This is a genomic window from Cupriavidus necator N-1 (assembly GCF_000219215.1).
Lineage (GTDB): Bacteria > Pseudomonadota > Gammaproteobacteria > Burkholderiales > Burkholderiaceae > Cupriavidus > Cupriavidus necator.
Window position 1 is genome coordinate 1,800,780 of sequence record NC_015726.1, and the last position, 18,708, is coordinate 1,819,487.

21 protein-coding genes are annotated in these 18,708 nt (G+C 65.7%); 13 read left to right on the top strand and 8 right to left on the bottom strand.

Annotated elements, in window-relative coordinates:
• Positions 1 to 20: 20 nt before the first annotated feature.
• From CNE_RS08500 to CNE_RS42700, 4 genes are read right to left on the bottom strand one after another with little or no spacing between them, the layout of a single operon-like run.
• Positions 21 to 1,664, bottom strand: coding sequence for an ABC transporter ATP-binding protein (locus CNE_RS08500; RefSeq protein ID WP_013956716.1), 1,644 nt, complete (start codon positions 1,662 to 1,664; stop codon positions 21 to 23).
• Entirely contained in the window at positions 1,665 to 2,549 is an 885-nt protein-coding gene (locus CNE_RS08505; RefSeq protein ID WP_013956695.1) for an ABC transporter permease, read from the bottom strand.
• Between the two features lie 27 nt (positions 2,550 to 2,576).
• On the bottom strand, positions 2,577 to 3,533 hold the full coding sequence (locus tag CNE_RS08510; protein ID WP_013956696.1) for an ABC transporter permease: 957 nt from the start codon (positions 3,531 to 3,533) through the stop codon (positions 2,577 to 2,579).
• A 24-nt stretch (positions 3,534 to 3,557) separates the two neighbouring features.
• On the bottom strand, positions 3,558 to 3,683 hold the full coding sequence (locus tag CNE_RS42700; RefSeq protein ID WP_269148712.1) for a hypothetical protein: 126 nt from the start codon (positions 3,681 to 3,683) through the stop codon (positions 3,558 to 3,560).
• Positions 3,684 to 3,895: 212 nt separating this feature from the next.
• On the opposite strand from CNE_RS42700, the gene CNE_RS08515 reads away from it, so the two are divergent.
• The 3 genes from CNE_RS08515 to CNE_RS08525 all read left to right on the top strand — a co-directional run bounded on the left by CNE_RS08515 (position 3,896) and on the right by CNE_RS08525 (position 6,454).
• Positions 3,896 to 4,918 (top strand): GNAT family N-acetyltransferase, encoded by a 1,023-nt coding sequence (locus CNE_RS08515; RefSeq protein ID WP_238553066.1) that lies wholly within the window; start codon positions 3,896 to 3,898, stop codon positions 4,916 to 4,918.
• A gap of 5 nt (positions 4,919 to 4,923) precedes the next feature.
• Entirely contained in the window at positions 4,924 to 5,862 is a 939-nt protein-coding gene (locus CNE_RS08520; RefSeq protein WP_013956718.1) for a 2-hydroxyacid dehydrogenase, read from the top strand.
• Positions 5,863 to 5,959: 97 nt separating this feature from the next.
• Positions 5,960 to 6,454 (top strand): Lrp/AsnC family transcriptional regulator, encoded by a 495-nt coding sequence (locus tag CNE_RS08525; RefSeq protein ID WP_013956719.1) that lies wholly within the window; start codon positions 5,960 to 5,962, stop codon positions 6,452 to 6,454.
• Here the strand turns inward: CNE_RS08525 and CNE_RS08530 are convergent.
• The 4 genes from CNE_RS08530 to CNE_RS08545 form a co-directional block, all read right to left on the bottom strand.
• Positions 6,418 to 7,005: a helix-turn-helix domain-containing protein gene (locus tag CNE_RS08530; protein ID WP_013956720.1), complete on the bottom strand. Its 588-nt coding sequence runs from the start codon at positions 7,003 to 7,005 to the stop codon at positions 6,418 to 6,420. The two genes, CNE_RS08525 and CNE_RS08530, sit on opposite strands and share 37 nt — an antisense overlap.
• 188 nt (positions 7,006 to 7,193) lie before the next feature.
• Entirely contained in the window at positions 7,194 to 7,925 is a 732-nt protein-coding gene (locus CNE_RS08535; RefSeq protein WP_013956721.1) for a maleate cis-trans isomerase family protein, read from the bottom strand.
• Positions 7,926 to 7,996: 71 nt separating this feature from the next.
• Positions 7,997 to 9,334, bottom strand: coding sequence for an MFS transporter (locus tag CNE_RS08540; RefSeq protein ID WP_013956722.1), 1,338 nt, complete (start codon positions 9,332 to 9,334; stop codon positions 7,997 to 7,999).
• A gap of 459 nt (positions 9,335 to 9,793) precedes the next feature.
• Entirely contained in the window at positions 9,794 to 10,447 is a 654-nt protein-coding gene (locus tag CNE_RS08545; protein WP_013956723.1) for a TetR/AcrR family transcriptional regulator, read from the bottom strand.
• A gap of 236 nt (positions 10,448 to 10,683) precedes the next feature.
• On the opposite strand from CNE_RS08545, the gene CNE_RS08550 reads away from it, so the two are divergent.
• From CNE_RS08550 to CNE_RS08595, 10 genes are all read left to right on the top strand, one after another.
• Complete coding sequence (locus CNE_RS08550) at positions 10,684 to 11,952, top strand: aromatic ring-hydroxylating oxygenase subunit alpha (RefSeq protein WP_013956724.1); 1,269 nt, start codon at positions 10,684 to 10,686, stop codon at positions 11,950 to 11,952.
• 18 nt (positions 11,953 to 11,970) lie between these two features.
• Positions 11,971 to 12,357 carry a hypothetical protein gene (locus CNE_RS08555; protein WP_013956725.1) on the top strand — a complete coding sequence of 129 codons (387 nt, stop codon included), beginning with the start codon at positions 11,971 to 11,973 and terminating at the stop codon, positions 12,355 to 12,357.
• Between the two features lie 25 nt (positions 12,358 to 12,382).
• Complete coding sequence (locus CNE_RS08560; protein WP_013956726.1) at positions 12,383 to 12,808, top strand: cupin domain-containing protein; 426 nt, start codon at positions 12,383 to 12,385, stop codon at positions 12,806 to 12,808.
• On the top strand, positions 12,805 to 13,185 hold the full coding sequence (locus CNE_RS08565) for a cupin domain-containing protein (RefSeq protein ID WP_013956727.1): 381 nt from the start codon (positions 12,805 to 12,807) through the stop codon (positions 13,183 to 13,185). Before CNE_RS08560 ends, CNE_RS08565 begins: the two co-directional genes overlap by 4 nt.
• Positions 13,182 to 14,417 (top strand): NAD(P)/FAD-dependent oxidoreductase, encoded by a 1,236-nt coding sequence (locus CNE_RS08570; RefSeq protein ID WP_013956728.1) that lies wholly within the window; start codon positions 13,182 to 13,184, stop codon positions 14,415 to 14,417. Before CNE_RS08565 ends, CNE_RS08570 begins: the two co-directional genes overlap by 4 nt.
• Positions 14,414 to 14,980 carry a nuclear transport factor 2 family protein gene (locus CNE_RS08575; protein ID WP_013956729.1) on the top strand — a complete coding sequence of 189 codons (567 nt, stop codon included), beginning with the start codon at positions 14,414 to 14,416 and terminating at the stop codon, positions 14,978 to 14,980. The genes CNE_RS08570 and CNE_RS08575 overlap by 4 nt, the downstream gene beginning before the upstream one ends.
• A 21-nt stretch (positions 14,981 to 15,001) precedes the next feature.
• On the top strand, positions 15,002 to 15,376 hold the full coding sequence (locus CNE_RS08580; RefSeq protein ID WP_013956730.1) for a non-heme iron oxygenase ferredoxin subunit: 375 nt from the start codon (positions 15,002 to 15,004) through the stop codon (positions 15,374 to 15,376).
• Positions 15,373 to 16,422: an asparaginase gene (locus tag CNE_RS08585; RefSeq protein ID WP_013956731.1), complete on the top strand. Its 1,050-nt coding sequence runs from the start codon at positions 15,373 to 15,375 to the stop codon at positions 16,420 to 16,422. Before CNE_RS08580 ends, CNE_RS08585 begins: the two co-directional genes overlap by 4 nt.
• Positions 16,423 to 16,453: 31 nt before the next feature.
• Positions 16,454 to 17,368, top strand: coding sequence for a dioxygenase family protein (locus CNE_RS08590; protein WP_013956732.1), 915 nt, complete (start codon positions 16,454 to 16,456; stop codon positions 17,366 to 17,368).
• A gap of 181 nt (positions 17,369 to 17,549) precedes the next feature.
• Entirely contained in the window at positions 17,550 to 18,644 is a 1,095-nt protein-coding gene (locus CNE_RS08595) for a porin (protein ID WP_013956733.1), read from the top strand.
• The last annotated feature ends 64 nt before the right edge of the window (positions 18,645 to 18,708 follow it).

Sequence of the window (18,708 nt, forward strand, 5' to 3'; positions counted from 1 at the left end):
ACTCTCCTTGAGAATGGGAATCAGGCGGTGGCAGCGGCGGCCACTGCCCCTTCGCTATGCAGATCGACTTCATCGATCCAGCCGCGGCGCAACTCGGGCACCGAGCGTGCCAGCAGCGCGTAGTAGGGGTGGTGCGGCCCGCGGTCGTAGTCGGCGTGCGCGACCTGGGTCAGCTTGCGGCCATGCTGCATCACCACGATCTCGTCGCAGATCGAGCGCACGGTGTGCAGGTCGTGGCTGATGAAGAGGTAGGAGACGCCCAGTTCCTTGCGCAGCTCGGCCATCAGGTCGAGGATGGCAGCGCCGACCACCGTATCCAGCGCCGAGGTGATCTCGTCGCACAGGATCAGTTCCGGATCGGCGGCGAGCGCCCGGGCCAGGTTCACGCGCTGCTTCTGCCCGCCGGACAGGCCGCCAGGCGTGCGCTGCGCCACGCCGGGGGGCAGCCGCACCAGATCGAGCAGCTGGCGGATCCGTGCCCGTTTCGCTTCGCCGCGCAGGCCGTGGAAGAACTGCAGCGGCCGCGCCAGGATCTCCTCGACGGTGCGCGCGGGATTGAGTGCGGTATCGGCCATCTGGAACACGATCTGGATGCGCCGCAGCTCATCGTGGCTGCGCTGCGCCACTGTCGGTTTCAGCGGGCGGCCGTTGAAGGCGATGCTGCCGTGGCAGGGTGCCACCAGCCCGGCGATCGCGCGCGCCAGCGTGGTCTTGCCCGAACCCGACTCGCCGATGACGCCAATCGCCTGGCCCCGGTACAGCTTCAGGTCGACGCCTTCCAGGATCTTCGCGGCCGGCTGGCCGTGCGCATCGAGCACACCGTAGCCGGCGGACAGATCGCGGACCTCCAGCAGCAGCGGGCTCTTGTCGGGGTCCACCGGCGCACCCGGACGCTCGGTCGGCCGCGCCGCGGCCAGCAGGCAGCGCGTGTAGTCGTCGGCGGGCTGGTACAGGATCTGGTCGGTCTCGCCCAGCTCGCGCATCTTGCCGTCGCGCAGCACCAGGATGTGGTCGGCCACCTGGGCCACCACGGCGAGGTCGTGGCTGACATAGACCGCGGTGGTGCGGCGTTCCTGCACCGCGCGGCGGAACACGCGCAGCACTTCGACCTGCGTGGTGACGTCCAGCGCCGTGGTCGGCTCGTCGAGGATCACCAGGTCGGGATCGGTGATCAGGGCCATCGCCGCCATCAGGCGCTGCAGTTGCCCGCCGGAGACCTGGTGGGGGTAGCGCTCGCCGATGGAATCAGGGTCGGGCAGCGCCAGTTCGCGGAACAGCGCGACCGCCTTCTTCTCGGCGGCCTTGCGATCCATGAGCCGGTGGATCAGCGCCGGTTCGACCACCTGGTCCATGATGGTGCGCGACGGGTTGAACGAGGCCGCCGCGCTCTGCGCGATATAGGTGATCTCGCGCCCGCGCAGCCGGCGCTGGTCGCCGGGCGAGAGGTGCAATACGTCGGTGGTGCCGACCCGGATGCTGCCGGCGATCTCGCAGCCGTGGCGTGCAAAGCCCATCAGCGCCAGCGCGGTGGTGGTCTTGCCCGAGCCGGACTCGCCGATCAGTGCCAGCACCTTGCCGGGCTCGATCTCGAAGTCCACACCATCGACCAACGTCGCCTGGCCTGCGGTGATGCGCAGATTGCTGACCTTTACGGACGTGCCCATTTATTTGACTCCGTTACGTGCCGAGCGACCCGGCAGATTGTCGATGACGAGGTTGACGGCGAGGGTCAGGCTGGCGATGGCCAGCGCCGGCGCCACCACCGCCATGCTGCCTTCAGACAGCGCGCCGATGTTCTCGCGCACCAGCGAACCCCAGTCGGCATCGGGCGGCTGGATGCCCAGGCCCAGGAAGCTGAGGCTGGCGAGCAGCAGCACGACGTAGACGAAGCGCAGCCCCAGGTCGGCGAGCATGGGCCCGAGGATATTGGGCAGGATCTCCTGGCGCATGATGTAGGCGGTGCCTTCGCCGCGGGTGCGGGCAACCGTCACGTAATCCATCGCATTGATGTTGACCGCCAGCGAGCGCGCGATGCGATAGGCGCCCGGCACGTAGATGATCGCCGCCGTGACGGCGAGCATCCACACCGACGAGCCGAAGGCCGCGACCATGATCAGCGCGAACATCTTGCTGGGGATGGCCGTGAGCGTATCGACGCCGCGGCTCAGGCAGGCATCGATCCAGCGCCCGCTGACGGTGGCGAGCAAGGCCAGCGTGATGCCGATGCCGCTGGCGCACAGGGTCGAGACCAGCGCGACGCAGACGGTGTAGCGGGCGCCCAGGACGACGCGCGCCAGCATGTCGCGCCCGAGGTAGTCGGTGCCGAGCCAGTGCTGGGCGCTGATCGGGGCGAAGACCTGGATCTCTCCCGCGGGCGTGCCGTCAGCGTGGATCAGGATCGGGCCGAGGATGGCGGCGAACAGCCAGCCGATGAGGATCAGGCAGCCGATCCAGCCGGTGAGACCCAGGCGGGGCAGGCGCGGACGGCGACAGCCTTGGTCGGGGGCGCTCACCGCGGTGGTGGCTTGCGTGTGGGAGGAAGTGGACATGAATTGCAGCTCCTGCATGGCGAGGCTTCAGCGATGGCGCAGACGCGGATTGGCGACGATGCCGCACACATCGGCAAGCGTGACGAGGGTCAGGTACGCACAACAGAAGATCATGGCGCACACCTGGACCACGGGCATGTCGCGCTGGGCGACGCTGTCGACCATCAGCTTGGCGATTCCCGGGTAGTTGAAGATGGTCTCGATGATGATGACGCCGCCAAGCAGGTAGGACAGGCTCAGCGCCACGGCATTGGCAATCGGGCCGATGGCGTTGGGCAGCGCGTGGAACAGCACCATGCGGGTCGCGGAAGCGCCCTTGAGCCGCACCATCTCGATGTAGGGCGCGTTGAGCTGGTCGATCACCGCGGCGCGGGTCATGCGCAGCATCTGCGCGACGATCACGCAGCACAGGCTCAGCACCGGCATGGCCAGCGAACGCAGGATCTTATCCCACGAATCGTCGGTGCCGATATAGGCGAGCGCGGGCAGCCAGCGCAGTTGGACCGCGAACAACAATACGGCCAGCGTGGCGACCAGGAACTCCGGCACCGAGACCACCGCCACCGCGCCGAGGCTGACGCCGCGGTCAAACCAGGTACCACGGTAGACCGCCGCCAGGATGCCGAGGCCGAGCGCCACCGGCACCGAGATCAGTGCGGTCAGGCCGGCCAGCAACAGCGATTGGGGCAGGCGGCTGCCAATGGCCTCCGACACCGGCTGACGGGTGACCAGCGACTCGCCGGCATTGCCGGTCACCATGCCGCCCAGCCAGTGCACGTAGCGCACGGGCGCGGGGACATCGAGGCCCATCTGGGTACGCAGCGCGGCCAGGGCCTCGGGTGTGGCGTCCTGGCCGAGCTGTTCCTGCGCGGCATCGCCGGGCAATACCGCGGTGATGGCGAAGACGATGGCCGAGACGGCCAGCAGCGAGATCAGCGCCAGTCCGACGCGCCGCGCCAGCAGACGCAAGATGAATGGGTTCATGGTGTCTCTCCTTTCCAGTCCGGATCAGGCGGCAAGCCAGATACGGAACCTCTGGATGTCGCGCCGGCTGGCGCCATGGCGCAGGGCGGCTATGACCCGAGTGGATTCGGCAGGGCCGATGAGGCCGTCGAGCGGCTTCTTGTCTGACATGGCAATAGCTCCTGGGGGGCCGGAGTTCGGGGGATCGCGAAAGTGAAAGCGCACGACCATGCGGCGCGGGGCAAGCTCTTGCTTTGGCAGCACGGGCGCGCAATGTGTCATCCCCTGCCATTGAAGCATGTGGGACCGATGGCTTTGTGGGGTATTGCAGGCCGTGGCAGTAAAACCTGCGGTTTCGCGAGGGCGGTTTGGCATTGCCTGCCATGCGCACTGTGTACGTGCATGTGCACCGCAACAATCCTCGGGATTACCCTAGGCATGGCACTGCGTCGGTGCACCGTCCGACGCAGCAAATTTTTCCTATCCGGGCCTTGCCTGTTCATCGCATCATCAGGGCTCTCTGGCTTCGTCCGGCGCTGACACTTACTGCAATGAACTCCGCGCAGCTTCCAGCCATCCGCGTGATGGCACAGTCCGATCTGCCCGTCGCGCTTTCGCTTTCCGAAGATGTACGCTGGCCGCATCGCCTCAGCGACTGGAAGCGGCTGTTCCAGATGGGCGAGGGCCGCGTCGCCGAAGTCGGCGGCGCGGTTGTCGGTGTCGGCATGCGCTGGCTATGGGACGAGCGCGGCGCATCGGTCGGACTGCTTATCGTCGCCCCGGCTTTCCGCGAGCGGGGCATTGGCAGCGTGTTGCTGGAGGCGCTGTGTGCCGGCCTGGAAGGCCGCACGGTGCTGCTTCACGCCCCCGGGAAGCTGCATCGCTTCTACGCGCGCATGGGGTTCGAGCGCATCGGCGAGGTGCATCAATACGAGGGTAAAGCGTTGCCGGCACCGTTGATGGCGCTGCCTGAAGGCTGCCGCCTGCGGCCTGGCGGGCGCAATGACCTGCAACTTCTGGTCGAGATGGAGCAGGGGGCCCGCGGTGTTGCACGGCCGTCCCTGATCCAGGCCTGGCTGCGCCAGTCGATCGGCACAGTGGTGATCGATCACGCCGACGGGCCCCGCGGCTTCGCGATCCTGCGGCGCTTTGGCCGCGGCGCGATGGTCGGCCCCGTGGTCGCACCCTGCGCGATGTCGGCCAAGGCCATGATCGCGCACCTGGCCGGCCTGGTGACCGGGCGCGTGCTGCGCCTGGACGTCTACGCCGATGGCGAACTCGAGGACTGGCTCGGCTGCCTGGGCCTGGCGCACGTCGCCGACGCGACGGTGCTGGCCCGCGGCACCCCGGCTTCGCCAACGGCACCATTTCTTCCCTTTGCGCTGGCCGACAAGGCCCTCGGATAAAAACAATGCATCAAGACACGACATTTCTGTACAAGGCTGATCCCGTGCGCGGCCGGGACTGGGCCAAGGTCTTTGCGCGCGAGGCGCCTGACATCGATTTCCGCATCTGGCCCGAAATCGGGGATCCCGACAAGGTCCGCTACCTGGCAGCGTGGGAGGCGCCAGACCGCATCGCAGAGCGGTTCCCGAACCTGCAGGTACTCTTTTCGACCGGAGCCGGCATCGACCAGTTCGACCTGAACGCGCTGCCTGCGCACGTACCGCTGGTGCGGATGATCGAGCCCGGCATCGTCGATGGGATGGTGGAGTACGTTGTGTTCTCGGTCCTTGCGCTGCATCGCGACATGCCGGCGTACCGGCGGCAGCAGGCGCAGGAAGCCTGGAGGCCCCTGCAGGTGCGCGCGGCACACGAGTGCCGCGTCGGCGTGCTTGGTCTGGGCTCGCTGGGCCAGGCCGTGCTGGAGCGGCTGCGGCTGTTCGGGTTCGACTGTGCCGGCTGGGCAAGGTCGCCGCACAGCCTGGAAGGGGTGCAGTGCTATGCCGGCCCGCAGACCCTGGACGCGTTCCTGGCCCGCACCGATATCCTGGTTTGCCTGCTGCCATTGACGGATGAAACAAGTGGAGTATTGAGCGCTCGCGTGTTTGACGCCCTGCCACATGGGGCAGGGCTGGTGCATGTCGGGCGCGGGCAGCACCTGAACGATGCCGACCTGCTGGGCGCGCTGGATGCGGGGCAGATCGGCGAGGCCATTCTCGACGTCACGCACCCCGAGCCGCTGCCTGCCGGCCACCCGTTGTGGCGCCACCCCAGGGTATGGCTCACGCCCCATATTGCCAGCATGACGCAGCCGGGCACCGCGGCGCGGGTCGTACTCGACAATTTGCACCGCCTGCAGCGCGGCGAGCCCCTAATCGGGCTGGTGGACCGTGCGAAAGGGTACTGAAAGGCGATGCGAAACCTCACTTTCCGGGCGTGCCCCGATTGCCCCCGCTGAACCATGCGGGGACAATGTGATCCAGTCATTCCAGTCTTGAAAGCCCATGTCCGCCCCCATCAAACTCGACCGACTCGACCTCCGCATCCTTGCCCAGCTGCAAAAGAACGGCCGCATGACAAACGTGGACCTCGCCGATGCCGTGGGTCTTTCTGCAAGCCCGTGCCTGATTCGCGTCAAGCGGCTGGAGCAGGCCGGCTATATCGGCGGATACAGCGCCCAGATCCGGATGGACAAGCTGGGCGATATTCTCACGGTGTTCACCGAGATCACGCTGGAGGACCACCATCGCGAGGACTTTGCGCGCTTCGAGAAGGCAGTGTGCGCGGTGGACGAGATCGTCGAATGCCACCTTGTCAGCGGCGGCTATGACTACCTGCTCAAGTTCATCACCCGTGGGGTCAACCACTACCAGGAACTGATGGAAAGCCTGCTGGAGCGCAATATCGGGATCGAGAAGTACTTCAGCTTCATCGTGATCAAGTCGCCTTTCATCAAGACGCACTATCCGATCGAACGCCTGTTTCCATCGGCAACCTGAGCCCTGGGCATTGGCGGGCTGCGGCCCATATCGGCGGGGAGCGGGGCACTTGCCGTCTGGAACTGCCGGGGCGTCATGCCGCAGACGCTCTTCAGGCAGCGCGTCAGGTGGCTCTGGTCATAGAAGCCGCACTCGTGCGCCGTCAGCGCCGGAGAGTGGCCGTGCCTGAGCAACCACTGTGCGTGCCGGACGCGCTTCAGGCTGATGTAGCGGTGCGGCGTCATTCCCACCGTCTGCCGGAACACGGTCACGAAGCGCCCGACGCTGAGCTGGACGAGCTCGGCAAGCAGCGGCAGCGGCAGCGGTTCGCTTAGGTGCTGGTGAATATAGGCGAGCGCGGCGCCCAAGCGGGGATGGGCGTGGCCGTCCGCCGCGGGGCCGGCGATCTGCGGTTGAGAGGATGCAACGGTCGTACTCATGCTATCGAGCATAAGTGCAACGTTGCCGTGCATCACGCCGATCTTGCCGCTCCGGCCCACATCGAATTGCGAACTGCGCTGTCGAGAACGCAGAATCTGCGGTACGGGTGCAGCCGAGCTGATATGGACCATGGCGGGCACGGCCGTTCAAGTGTCGCATCGCGGACTTGACATGGCCCCCGGGAATGCCAGGAGGGGGCGTGCGAGAGCGTGCAAATGTTGGGAGGCCCCCAAGCGAGGGCCGCTCGGGGTGCCTGTGGACTACGCTGATGGAAGGCGGAAGCCCGGCCAGCGCGACTGAGAAGCGCTGGCTCAGCTCGTCAAGGGAGGTATGTGCCCTTGTCGAAATTGCCCGCCAGCAGCCTGCCGAATCCTGTGGGGCGGTCCGCCAGGCCCAGCGTGCGCAAGCAGTGCCAAAGCAGGGCCTGATTGCTGGTGATGACGGGTGTGCCGGCACGCTCGATCTCTTCGATGACGTCGCTCACCTGTATGCCGGCGCAGCTGATCAATACTGCATCGGCGTTGTCGGTATCGAGTTGCCGCGCCAGGTCCGCCCAGTGCGAGGCAGGAAACGAGCCCTGCTGAATCGGCGTGGAACAAGGGGCCGCGATTTCGCAGACAACTTCGACGCCGTGTCGGGCGAGGAACGCGATTTCCATCTCGACCACCTCGCGCGGATAGGGTGTCATCAGTGCGACACGGCCCGCGCCAACCGCATGCAAGGCGGCGAGAATGGCGTCGGTGGTGGTGACCGAGCGGATGCCCGTTGCGTCAAAGATGCGCTGGTTGATGACTTGCGCCCCCACTGCCATGCTTGCTGCCGTGCAATTCATGGCGATCAGGCTGACCCCGGCAGTGGCCAGCAGCGCGGCGTGGGACTCCACATCGGCGACAACGGCCTTGTCGCTTTCCAGCGAGGTGCGCGCGAACGGCATGCGCGTAGTCACGAACTGCACGCCGGGTGGCGCCATCCTTTGCACTTCGAAGTCGCACAGGCCGCCGGACGGGTAAAGGTGGCCAATGCGTGCCAGATAGCCAAAGCCAAGACTCATGCTGCATTCCTGTTGATAGAGGCGGCCGGCACCGTCGCGTGCGCAAGCGATGCCGGCCAGCTTCCGGGGCGTTACTTCGTTGCTCGGGCGTGCTTCATATGCTCGGGTGTCGGCGCGATGTACACCGCCAGCGCCGCCAATACCGCGGCTGCCGAAAACATGACGAAGTTCCACACCGGATTCACGTTCAGCCCTGCCATATAGCCGCCCAGCACCGGACCTGTCATGGCACCGAAGCGGCCGACGCCAACCGCCCAGCCGGTCGCGGAAGCGCGGGCATGCGGTGCATAGTAGTTCGCGATATAGCCCAGCAGCACCAGCGCCACGGCAATGCTGCCGAAGCCGGCGAGCGCGACCAGTACATAGTTGACCAGCAACACATTCTTTTGCGAGAGCGCGAAGATCGACACGGCTCCGACCAGGAAGCTGACAGCGATGGTCTTGCGCGGTCCGAAGTAATCGGCGATCCGTCCGATCATCACGCCGCCGATTGCCGCGGCCACGTTGAAGACCGCGAAGAAGGACAGGCTGGAGCCAAGGTCATAGCCGCTTTTGCGCATGATCTGCGGCAGCCACGTGCCCAGGCCATAGACCACCGTGATCGCCATGAATTGGGCGGCCCACAGGCAGATCGTCCCGAACGCGTTCTTGCGCGAGAAGACCTCGGTGAACACGTCTTTCAATGGCGTGCGCGGCGTGTCGTCATGCGCCGGCGTAGCGGTTGCGGAGGGCGCGGAGGGCGCCTGCACACCGAGACGCTCGGCGAGCGCCTGGGCCTCCCGATGCCGGCGCTTGCCGACGAGGAACTCCAGCGATTCCGGCAGCCATAGCATCAGGACCGGAATGAACAGCAGTGGCAGCGCGCCGATGGCCACGATGGCGCGCCATCCATATTGCTCCATGTACGCCATGCCGGCCAGTGCCGAGACCACCGCGCCGATCGGGTAGCCCGAATACATCAGCGCGAAATTCAGGTTGCGACGCCAGGGCGGTGAGTATTCCACCGTGAGTGCGGCGGCGACCGAGATGACACCGCCCAGGCCGAGCCCGCCGATGCCGCGGATCAGGGCAAAGATTGCCGGCGTCGGGGCCCAGACCGCTGCCAGCATCGACAGCGAGAACAGCGCCACGCAAGCGATCAGGAGCTTTTTCCGGCCCGTGAGGTCGCTGAGCGGGCTGATGAGGTAGGCGCCGAACAAGGTGCCAACCAGCGCGGCGCTGCTCATCTGGCCAAGTTCGAGGGGTGTCAGCTTCCACTGCGGATCGTTGATCAGTGCCGGGACGATGGTTCCCATCACGCCGATGTCGTAGCCCTCGGAGAGGATGGCGCCCCAGCAGAGGAGCAGGACGAGATAGGTGGTCCGCTGGGGCACGGATCGGGTGGTTTCGGAAGTACCAACTGCATGCATGGCGAAGACTCCAGGGGGCGGCTTGGACGGGGCGATAGCTGCCGGCAGGCGATGCGGCAGGCCTTTATGAGTAGCAGGCGAATAAATAGTAGTATTCGTTTATATGCGTGCGGCATCAGGACATACCCTAGGCGCAGGCAGAACCGCCCGTCATCACCACGTTGGACGTCACGCCCGGGGGTCGCCTGGGGCAGTTCTCCACGCACAGATCGCAAGAGCAATGCCGGCGCGTTGCCGACTTTGGCGTTGCTACCGGAAAATCGGCGGAGTTTCAGGTGTGACCGACGTCCTTCCATGCCGGCAGTTGTAAGCCGGCATGGGAGAAGGATAGTGCTGCGGGGAGAGAAAGAATCAGGGCGCGAATGGGAAGCGGAATGCGGGGCCGCGAGGTGCGGAGCGCGCTACCTGATGAGTATCATTTCTTATTCGAAGGGGCCATCGGCCGACCCCTTGGCGCGTTCAGGATGCCGCGGAGGTTGCCAGGTCCTTGCGCGAGCGCGTCGCGCGGCCCTTGCCGCGGGGCGCGGCTTCCCTGGTTTCCTCCGGCCCCAGCATCATGTCTGTCATCAGGGTGGCGATCGCCTCCAAGTCGCGCGTATCGCCGATACGGCTGTTGATGGCGAAGCCGTCGTAGGCCATCCACAGGATGTGGGCCAGCAGCCGGTCCGAGGCCAGGTAGGCACGCTCGGGCGGCAAGCTTTCCAGGACCAGGTCAGTGATCGCGACTTCGCACCGTTCCAGCAGGTTGTTGGGCTTGGGCGTGTCTTTGGGGGCACTGGCAAGCGCTTCGATCATCGCGTTGGCGAAGGAGTGATCGGCAGCGGGAATGTCGCCCCACAGGCCGACGAGGATGCGCCGCAGCCGCGTGCGGGGCGTCGGGAACTTCTGCACCGACTCGCGCAGGGTGTCCAGACGAGCGAGCAGCCATGGCGTATAGATCTCGTAGAAGATCAGCAGCTTGGAATCGAAGTACACGTACAGGTTGGCCACGGTCATGCCGGCCGCGCGCGCGATCTCCGACATCGTTGTCGCCGTATAGCCCTTGCGGCAGAACAGATCGAACGCCGCCGCGAGTATCGCCTCGCGCATCCCTGGTTTCTTGACTTGTGGCATTGCCCTTCCTTCTTGCCCGCTCCCGGGCCGTCTTCCCATCTGGCGTGTGTAGCTGGTGCATTTGATGCCCCAACGTGGTTCGGTATTGTACCAAGAGGGGGCGTGAGTGATGACGGCATCGCCTCACCGCACGCTTTTACGTTTTGTCTTGACTTTTCCGCACCTGAAAATAAAATGCCATTCATTATTGGACGGCGAGCCCATCGCCGATGTCCCCATCCAGGAGGAGATGCGCAATGACATCGCAGCAGACGTTCTTCACTGACCGCTACCCGGAACTAGGCAAAGGGCCGGTCCCGGTCGAGCCTTATATCTCGCCCGAGTACTACGAGCGCGAAAAGGCCCAGATCTTCAAGAAGACTTGGCTGCAGGTCGGCCGCGTGGAAGAGATCCCCAATCCGGGCGACTACTTCGTCAAGGAACTGGCGGTCTGTGACACCGAGATTATCGTGGTGCGCAACAAGCAGGGTGAGATCCGCGCCATGCATAACGTCTGCGCGCACCGGCTGAATCAGGTCGTTTATGAAAAATGCGGCAACACGCGCAAGTTCTTCTGCAAGTTCCACGGCTGGGCCTACGACCTCGACGGCCGCCTGACCGGCGTGCCGGAGGAGGGCTGCTTCTTTGACATGCAGCGTGAAGACTATGGTCTTTCGCAAGTCTCCTGCGACGTCTGGCAGGGCTTCATCTTCGTCAATATGCAAGCCCGGCCGGAACAGACGCTGGCCGAGTTCATGAAGCCGGTCTATGGCGATGTGGAGGGCTACCCGTTTGACAAGCTGACGTGCGCGTTCCAGTGGACCAGCGTCGTCAACTGCAACTGGAAGCTCGCTCTCGATGCCTTCCAGGAGGCCTATCACGTTGCCTACGTCCACGGCAATTCCATCGCGGACGCGATCGACAAGAGCGATGGCGGCAGCATGCGGCCACTGGACGTCGTCTGTGGGGACCTGCACCGGCGCCTGTCGCTGGCGGGGAACCAGAAGTCGGTCTACGGCAACCCGAAGGCGGTGACCAGTGGCGGCGCCGCGGCGGCGGAAGCCCTGGCGGAATCCGCCGCATCGCGCCCGATCGCAGCCGCGGCCTTGCGTGCCGGCATGGGCAGCGCGAAGCACGAGTTTCCGCTCGAAGCTTTGCCGAAGGGCGTCAACTGGACGCAGAGCAAGAACTGGCTGTTCGACATCAACGTCATCTTCCCCGACTTCTACGTCTCATTGCGGCCCAACTACTACCAGGCCTACACCTTCCGCCCGATCGCGCACAACAAGATGTTATTCGAGGGGCGTGTGTATTACCCGGAGATGACCACTGCCGGTGGCCGCTTCTTCCTCGAATACATGAAGGTCGCCCTGCGCGACGTGCTGCTGGAAGACATGAGCACGCTGGAGCGCACACAGGCAGCGGCGGAAACCGGCGCCAAGACACACATGATCCTGCAGGACAGCGAAATCCTGGTCCGCCACGGCGCCCACGTGGTCGACCGCCTGGTCGGCGCAGATCAGTAAGACATTCGGAGCCAAGTCATGGAAGAAAAGATCATCAATATCGGCGGCCTGCAGACGCAACGCGCGGCGGCCTTGCCCGAGCGCTTTGCACATCTGAACCCGATCGCGCACTGGAGCCTGCCGACCGAAACCGCGCGCAATATCCAGCGCCACCGCGCCTCGATGGAAGAGATCCGCGCCTTTGCAGCGACCATGCTGGGTGAAATCGACGCGATTTCCGCATACCTGGACACCTTCGAACCCGGCACGATGCCGGCGGAGGCCCAGGCGCTGATGAACCTGCTGCTGTCGCTGGCGGAGGTGGCGCCGGCCATCGAGTTCTACCGGCAACAGGCGGTGATCGATGGTTTCGATCCACGCCGCTTCGTGGCCGACGAGGCCTTCAAGTTGTCCCCGGCGCTTTGATCGCGCGGCCGCAGAGGAGTCCATCATGCCGAAATGCCGAGTGTTCGCCATCGACAACAACCTGAAGGAAGTGGTCGCCGATGGCCTGTACATGAAACACATGTTTGGCGAAACGGTCAGCGTTGCCGTCGTCAAGTTCGTCGAGACCGCCGGCAGGGACCTGCCAGCGAAATCCCACCAGCATGGCGAGGAAGCGTCGCTCCAGTTCTCGGGAGCCTGCTCCGTATTCGAAGGGCTGGGTGAAGACGGCGACCTCGAGACCGTCATGGAGCAGGGCGATGCGCTGCTGATCCCGGCCGGCCTGATGCACTACGGCAGTAATCGCTTCGAGCCCGCCGGCGTCAGCATGCGGCTGAACGTGGTGACACCCGCCCGCAAGGAGTACGGCGCCGAGGATACGGTTCCTTACTACCCGCTGGCCGACCGGGGAGAACAGGGGGAGCGGGCATGAACGCGCAAGGACATCCGGACGTGGACGCACGCGCCAGCCAGCCGCTTTGCCGTCGCGTGGCGGCCGGGCAATCGACTTCAACCGGACCGGCGCGACATGAAACCAGCGGCGACGCCTTCGACATCGCCGTCCATGTGCTCAGTCAGGGCCAAACACTGAGCGCCGCGGCCGGCCAGGCGGGCGAGGAGGTGGCAGCGGTGCTGGAAGGCACATTCACGATCGAAGCCGCCGGCGAGACTTATCGCCTGTCGAAGGGGGAGGGGATCATCATTCCCAGTGCCGAGCCCCGCCTCTGGACCTGCGACACCGAGGGCGGGCGCCTGTATCGCGTCATCAACCGCACCTCGCTGGGCGCGCAAGCTGGAGCCGCGGCATGAACACGCCCGAACACATCGTCATCGTGGGCGCCGGCCATGCCGGTGGCCGCGTCGCACAGCACTTGCGCGCGCTCGGCTACGACCGGCGCCTTACCCTCGTGGGAGAGGAGCCGCATGCACCGTACGAGCGGCCGGCATTGTCGAAAGAGCTGCTCAAGGGCGAGCGCTCCGCGGCGGAGCTCGTGCTGGGTCCTTCCGACTTCTGGATGGATGGCAGCGCGGTCGAGCATGTGCGCGGACGCGCTAGCGCGCTCGACGCCGGGGCGAAGCTGCTGACCCTGGACGACGGCAGCACGATCGGCTTCGACCGGCTGGTCGTTGCGACCGGCGCGCGCGCGCGTACGCTCAACATACCGGGGGCTGACCTGCCCGGCGTCGTCACCTTGCGCACCATCGACGACAGCCTTGCGTTGCGCGAGACGCTTGCGCCCGGCCGGCGCGTGGCGATCGTCGGGGCCGGCGTGATCGGCATGGAAGTGGCCGCCAGCGCCAGGGCGCTCGGGGCGGACGTGACCGTGCTCGAGGCAGGGCAGCGCATTCTCGCGCGTTGCCTGCCGCCCGCGGCCTCGGAATGGCTGCATGCCTTGCACACGGCCGACGGCACCCGCATCGAGACCGGCGTACAGGTCAGCCGCATCGAGCGCGACGGCACCGTACTGCGTGTCCATGTCGCGCGCGATGGCGAAACCTGGACCCTGGCAGCGGATATCGTGCTGGCGGCAGTGGGCATCGACAGCGGCGTGGATTTCCTCCAGGGCACCGGGATCGCCAACGAGCATGGCGTTGCGGTAGGTGCCGATTGCCGCAGCCCCGTTGCGCCGTGGTGCTTTGCCGCGGGCGATGTGGCTCTGACCTACAGCCCGCTGTACCAGCGTGCCGTGCGGCAGGAAACCTGGCGCAATGCCGAGAACCAGGCACAAGCGGTGGCCGGGTTCATCCTGGGCCGTACCGAGCCGTACGTCGAAGTCCCGTGGATGTGGACCGACCAGCTCGGGCACAACATCCAGGTGGTCGGGCATCCGGGCGACGCCGACGAGATCATGGTGCGCCACGGCGTGTCCGGCGATCCCGCCACCATGCTGCTGCTGCGCGGCGAGCAAGTCGTTGGCGGTGTCCTGATCAATAACGGGCGCGACCGCAAGCACCTGGAAGCGCTGGTGCGCCAGGGCACGCGGGTCGAACGCAGCCGTCTCGCCGACACCGCCGTCCCGCTCAAGGCGCTGGCGTCATGAGCGCGTCCACCACCGAAGAGCGGCTGGCGCGGCTGGAGGCGGCCGAGGCGATCCGGGCCCTGAAGGCCCGCTATGCCTCCCTGGCCGATGCCAAATACCGGCCCGACTACACACGCCTGGCGGATGACGCCATGCGTGAGGTGGCGTGGGAGCAGGCGCTGTGCTTCACCGAGGACGCCATATGGGTAGGCGGGCAGGGATTCGGCGATTCGCTGGTGGGCCGGTCACAGCTGCACGACTGGTTCCAGCGTTCGCCCTGGTGCTTCGCCGTGCACTACTACGGCAGCCCGCAACTCGATATCGACGGGGATCGCGCGCACGGCGTCTGGCGCCTCTGGCAGCTGGCCTTGCGTGAAGACAACTGCGATGCCGTCCTGCTGGCCGCTACCACGCACGAGGACTACCGGCGCGACACCGATGGCGACTGGCGCTGCTGCCGCATGCGCTTTGCCGGGATCCACATGACATCGCTGGGGCAGGGCCCCATGCCGCTGATGGCGACGCTGGCGGCGCTGGATGCCAGGATGGCAGACCGGGCGCGGCATGCTGAGCCATACGCCTGAATACATTTGGGAGGAAGCACCATGATTGCCGAGGAAGCAAATCCGGTCCGCGAGCCACAGGCACGCGAAGACGTCATCCGCTGGTATCGCGCTGGCGAACTCGGTACCTTGTTTGCCGCCGGCGATTGCCATGGCCTGGATGTCGACGGCCAACGCATCGGGCTGTTCAAGGTCGATGAAGCGGTCTATGCGCTGGATGACATCTGCACACACGGCAACGCGCTGCTGTCGGACGGCGAAATGGACGGGCATGGCATCGAATGCCCGCTGCACGCCGGGCTGTTCGATGTACGTAACGGGCGAGCCATGTGTGCGCCGCTGACCCGCGATGCCCGTTGCCATGCGGTGAAGGTCGAAGCCGGCGTGGTCTATGTTGCCGCGCCGGAGAAGTCATGAACGCTGTCGCTGACACGATTGCCATGTCCGCAGGCAACACCGCCCAGCCTCGCATCGCCGTGATCGGCACCGGCGGTACCTTTGCCATGCACGCCCGGCACCGCTTCGACTGGGTGGAATACGGCGAGAGTGGCGTGGTCCATCCCATTGAGAAGTTGCTGGATGATCTCGGCAGCCTTGGAGATGTGGCAGATGCGGTCGAACTGGTGCCGGTACCGTTCCGCGCCCTGGGCAGTACCGGCATCACGCAGGCGGACTGGCTGGCGCTGGCGCGCCTGATCGAGGACTCCGCGCGGCGCGATCCGGGCCTGGCCGGCTTTGTGATCACGCACGGCACCGCTACGCTGGAAGAGACCGCATGGTTCCTCGACCTGGCGCTCACGCTCGACCAGCCCATCGTGATCACGGGGGCGCAGCGTCCGGCGAATACCGCTGGCAGCGATGTGCCGGCCAACCTGCGGGCGGCGCTCGCGGTGGCGCAGTCCGGCGCGGCCCGCGGCGCCGGCGTGCTGGTCGTGATGGACGGGCATATCTTCGCCGCCCGGGACGTTACCAAGGCCGCCAGCTTCGATCTCAATGCCTTCGAGGCGCCGCCGTTCGGCCCGCTCGGCCGCGTCGAGGCCAGCGGCGCGGTGACCATGCGGCGGCTGCCGGTGCGGCGCCGGGGCATGCCCGCGCCCAGCCTCGCGAACCTTGAAGCATTGCCGCGCGTGGACATCGTCATGTCGTACGCCGGCGCCGACCGCACCGCGATCGATGCGCTGGTGGCTGCCGGCTGCGCGGGCCTTGTCAGCGCGGGACTGCCGCCTGGCCGGCCGGCGAATGCCGAGGCGCAGGGCCTGGCCGACGCCGTGCGCGCCGGTACCACCGTGGTCCAGTCCACCCGCGCGTCGCGCGGCATGGTGCCGCCGCAGGCGTTCCTGCGCGCCGCCGGCGTGCTGGCGGGTGGCGACCTGTCGCCGCAGAAGCTGCGCATCTTGCTGATGCTGGCGCTGACGCAGACCCGCGATCCTGGGTTGCTGCAGCAGTGGCTGCTTGAGAACTGAGTTGCCCCACAACACACATAAGGAGACAGCGATGTCCGAACTCGATATTCATCAACTGCTCGACCTGGTGAACACCCGTCAGGTGGAAACCGGCGACGCACGCGTGCGCGCCATTACCGCGCGTATTGTCAGCGACCTGTTCCACACCATCGACGAATTCGACGTCAAGCCGGACGAATTCTGGGCCGCAACGAAGTGGCTGACCCGGCTGGGCAAGGCCGACATGGTCGGCCTCATTACCGCCGGCCTGGGCTTCGACCGGCTGCTCGATATTCGCGAGGACGAGGCTGACCGCGCGGCCCAGCGCGCGCTGGGCACGCCGCGCGCGATCGAAGGCCCGCTCTATATTGCCGGCGCGCCGCTGCACCAGCACGAGGTGAAGCTCGATGAAGGCAACGAAGGCAAGGGCCAACCACTGGTGATGGAAGGCCGCGTCCTCGACGTGCAGGGCAATCCTGTCCCGAACGCGGTGGTCGATGTCTGGCATTGCAACGAACTGGGCCGCTATTCCCATTTCGACCCGGATCAGCCGGACTATAACCTGCGCCGACGCATCCAGGCCGACGGCGAGGGCGCCTACCGTTTCCGCAGCTTCCTCCCGCCGGGATACGCCATTCCGCCGAACAGCCCGGTCTCCGAACTCTTTGCACTGCTTGGCCGCCACGGGAACCGCCCGGCCCATATCCATTTCCTCGTCTCGGGCGGCGCAAAGCGTGCCCTGACCACGCAGATCAATATTCCGGGCGACACTTTCCTGGACGACGATTTTGCGTTCGCCACCCGCGACGGGCTGGTCGTTGAGCTGGAAACGGTGCAGAGCGCGGCAGGCTATGAATCCCTCGGTTTGCAGGCGCCATTCACCCGCGTTCGCTTCGATTTCCGCTTGCAGGACGTGCTCAACGAGGACGAAGCCACCCCCGCCAGCCGCTACGCCAGGGCCGCGTGATTCATGCCATTCAGATAACGCTTTAACCGCTACCGTCATTCCCGCTAAAGCCTTTTCAGAGCACGTAAGCGGGAATCCAGTGTCTCCAGGAGCCAAGGGTCCCCGCTTTCGCGGGGACAACGGTGGGTCGTCCTCTTCAGCAAAGCATCGACCACAGCACTGAGAAACAGGGAAACGCAAATTGACTAACTACGGGCGAACGTTACTTGCTGTTCTTTCGGCGGCCCCTCTGATGGCCGCCGCGCAATCGGTCACGATCTACGGTGTGGTCGATACCGGCGTGGAGTACGTGAACAATATCGGCGCACGCAAGAGTAGCGTGGTCCGCATGCCAAGCCTGACAGGGATGGTGCCGTCACGGTGGGGAATGCGGGGGAGCGAAGACCTCGGCGGGGGGCTGAAAAGCATATTTGTGCTGGAGTCCGGCTTCGCTCCGGATTCCGGCGTGTCCAACCAGGGTGGCCGCCTGTTTGGCCGGCAAGCGCTGGTAGGCCTGTCGGGCAACTGGGGTCAGGTTGCGTTCGGCCGGCAGTACACCATGCTGTTCTGGGCCATGCTCGATCCGGACATCCTTGGACCGAACGTCTACGGGTCCGCTTCGCTGGATAGCTATATCCCCAATACGCGCGCCGACAATGCCATCTCCTACAAGGGCACGTTTGGCGGGCTGACCTTGGGCGCGACTTATAGCTTCGGTCGCGACACGGTCAACGCCGGACCGAGTCCCTCCGGGGCCAATTGCGCTGGCGAGAACGCGGCCGATCCGCGGGCATGCCGGGAATGGTCTGCCCTGCTGCAGTACAGCACCGGCTGGTGGGGCGTTGCCGCGGCCTACGATTCGCTGCGCGGTGGTCCCGGCGCGTTTGGCGGCCTGACCAAAAGCAGCTTCACGGACGATCGCCTGTCGCTCAATGGCTACATGATTCTCGCGAAGACCAAGCTGGGCCTGGGCTGGCTGCGTCGCGACAACGATAGCAGCCCGACACCGCGTAGCGATCTGTGGTATGCCGGCGCTGCCTATGACATCACGCCGGCGTTCACACTCGCCGGCCAGGTCTATTACCAGCGATACCACCACAGCGACAACAAGGCCATGCTGTACGCATTGCGCGGCAGCTACGCTTTCTCCAAACGCACCTCGGTGTACGCCACTGCCGGCTTCATCGACAACGGCGGTCAGCTTGCCGCGTCGGTCAGCGGCGGGCAGACCGGCTCAAATCCCGTACCCGGCGGCAATCAGTTCGGCACCATGATCGGCATCAAGCACGTCTTCTAGACGCTGCGACTTCGCCGCCCCGCGGAACGCATGGAAGCCTCACTGAAGACGGAGCTGCGAAATT

Coding starts and splice junctions, on each gene's coding strand:
- CNE_RS08500 (WP_013956716.1), bottom strand. CDS start 1,664: ATGGGCACGTCCGTAAAGGTCAGCAATCTGCGCATCACCGCAGGCCAG.
- CNE_RS08505 (WP_013956695.1), bottom strand. CDS start 2,549: ATGTCCACTTCCTCCCACACGCAAGCCACCACCGCGGTGAGCGCCCCC.
- CNE_RS08510 (WP_013956696.1), bottom strand. CDS start 3,533: ATGAACCCATTCATCTTGCGTCTGCTGGCGCGGCGCGTCGGACTGGCG.
- CNE_RS42700 (WP_269148712.1), bottom strand. CDS start 3,683: ATGTCAGACAAGAAGCCGCTCGACGGCCTCATCGGCCCTGCCGAATCC.
- CNE_RS08515 (WP_238553066.1), top strand. CDS start 3,896: ATGCGCACTGTGTACGTGCATGTGCACCGCAACAATCCTCGGGATTAC.
- CNE_RS08520 (WP_013956718.1), top strand. CDS start 4,924: ATGCATCAAGACACGACATTTCTGTACAAGGCTGATCCCGTGCGCGGC.
- CNE_RS08525 (WP_013956719.1), top strand. CDS start 5,960: ATGTCCGCCCCCATCAAACTCGACCGACTCGACCTCCGCATCCTTGCC.
- CNE_RS08530 (WP_013956720.1), bottom strand. CDS start 7,005: ATGGTCCATATCAGCTCGGCTGCACCCGTACCGCAGATTCTGCGTTCT.
- CNE_RS08535 (WP_013956721.1), bottom strand. CDS start 7,925: ATGAGTCTTGGCTTTGGCTATCTGGCACGCATTGGCCACCTTTACCCG.
- CNE_RS08540 (WP_013956722.1), bottom strand. CDS start 9,334: ATGCATGCAGTTGGTACTTCCGAAACCACCCGATCCGTGCCCCAGCGG.
- CNE_RS08545 (WP_013956723.1), bottom strand. CDS start 10,447: ATGCCACAAGTCAAGAAACCAGGGATGCGCGAGGCGATACTCGCGGCG.
- CNE_RS08550 (WP_013956724.1), top strand. CDS start 10,684: ATGACATCGCAGCAGACGTTCTTCACTGACCGCTACCCGGAACTAGGC.
- CNE_RS08555 (WP_013956725.1), top strand. CDS start 11,971: ATGGAAGAAAAGATCATCAATATCGGCGGCCTGCAGACGCAACGCGCG.
- CNE_RS08560 (WP_013956726.1), top strand. CDS start 12,383: ATGCCGAAATGCCGAGTGTTCGCCATCGACAACAACCTGAAGGAAGTG.
- CNE_RS08565 (WP_013956727.1), top strand. CDS start 12,805: ATGAACGCGCAAGGACATCCGGACGTGGACGCACGCGCCAGCCAGCCG.
- CNE_RS08570 (WP_013956728.1), top strand. CDS start 13,182: ATGAACACGCCCGAACACATCGTCATCGTGGGCGCCGGCCATGCCGGT.
- CNE_RS08575 (WP_013956729.1), top strand. CDS start 14,414: ATGAGCGCGTCCACCACCGAAGAGCGGCTGGCGCGGCTGGAGGCGGCC.
- CNE_RS08580 (WP_013956730.1), top strand. CDS start 15,002: ATGATTGCCGAGGAAGCAAATCCGGTCCGCGAGCCACAGGCACGCGAA.
- CNE_RS08585 (WP_013956731.1), top strand. CDS start 15,373: ATGAACGCTGTCGCTGACACGATTGCCATGTCCGCAGGCAACACCGCC.
- CNE_RS08590 (WP_013956732.1), top strand. CDS start 16,454: ATGTCCGAACTCGATATTCATCAACTGCTCGACCTGGTGAACACCCGT.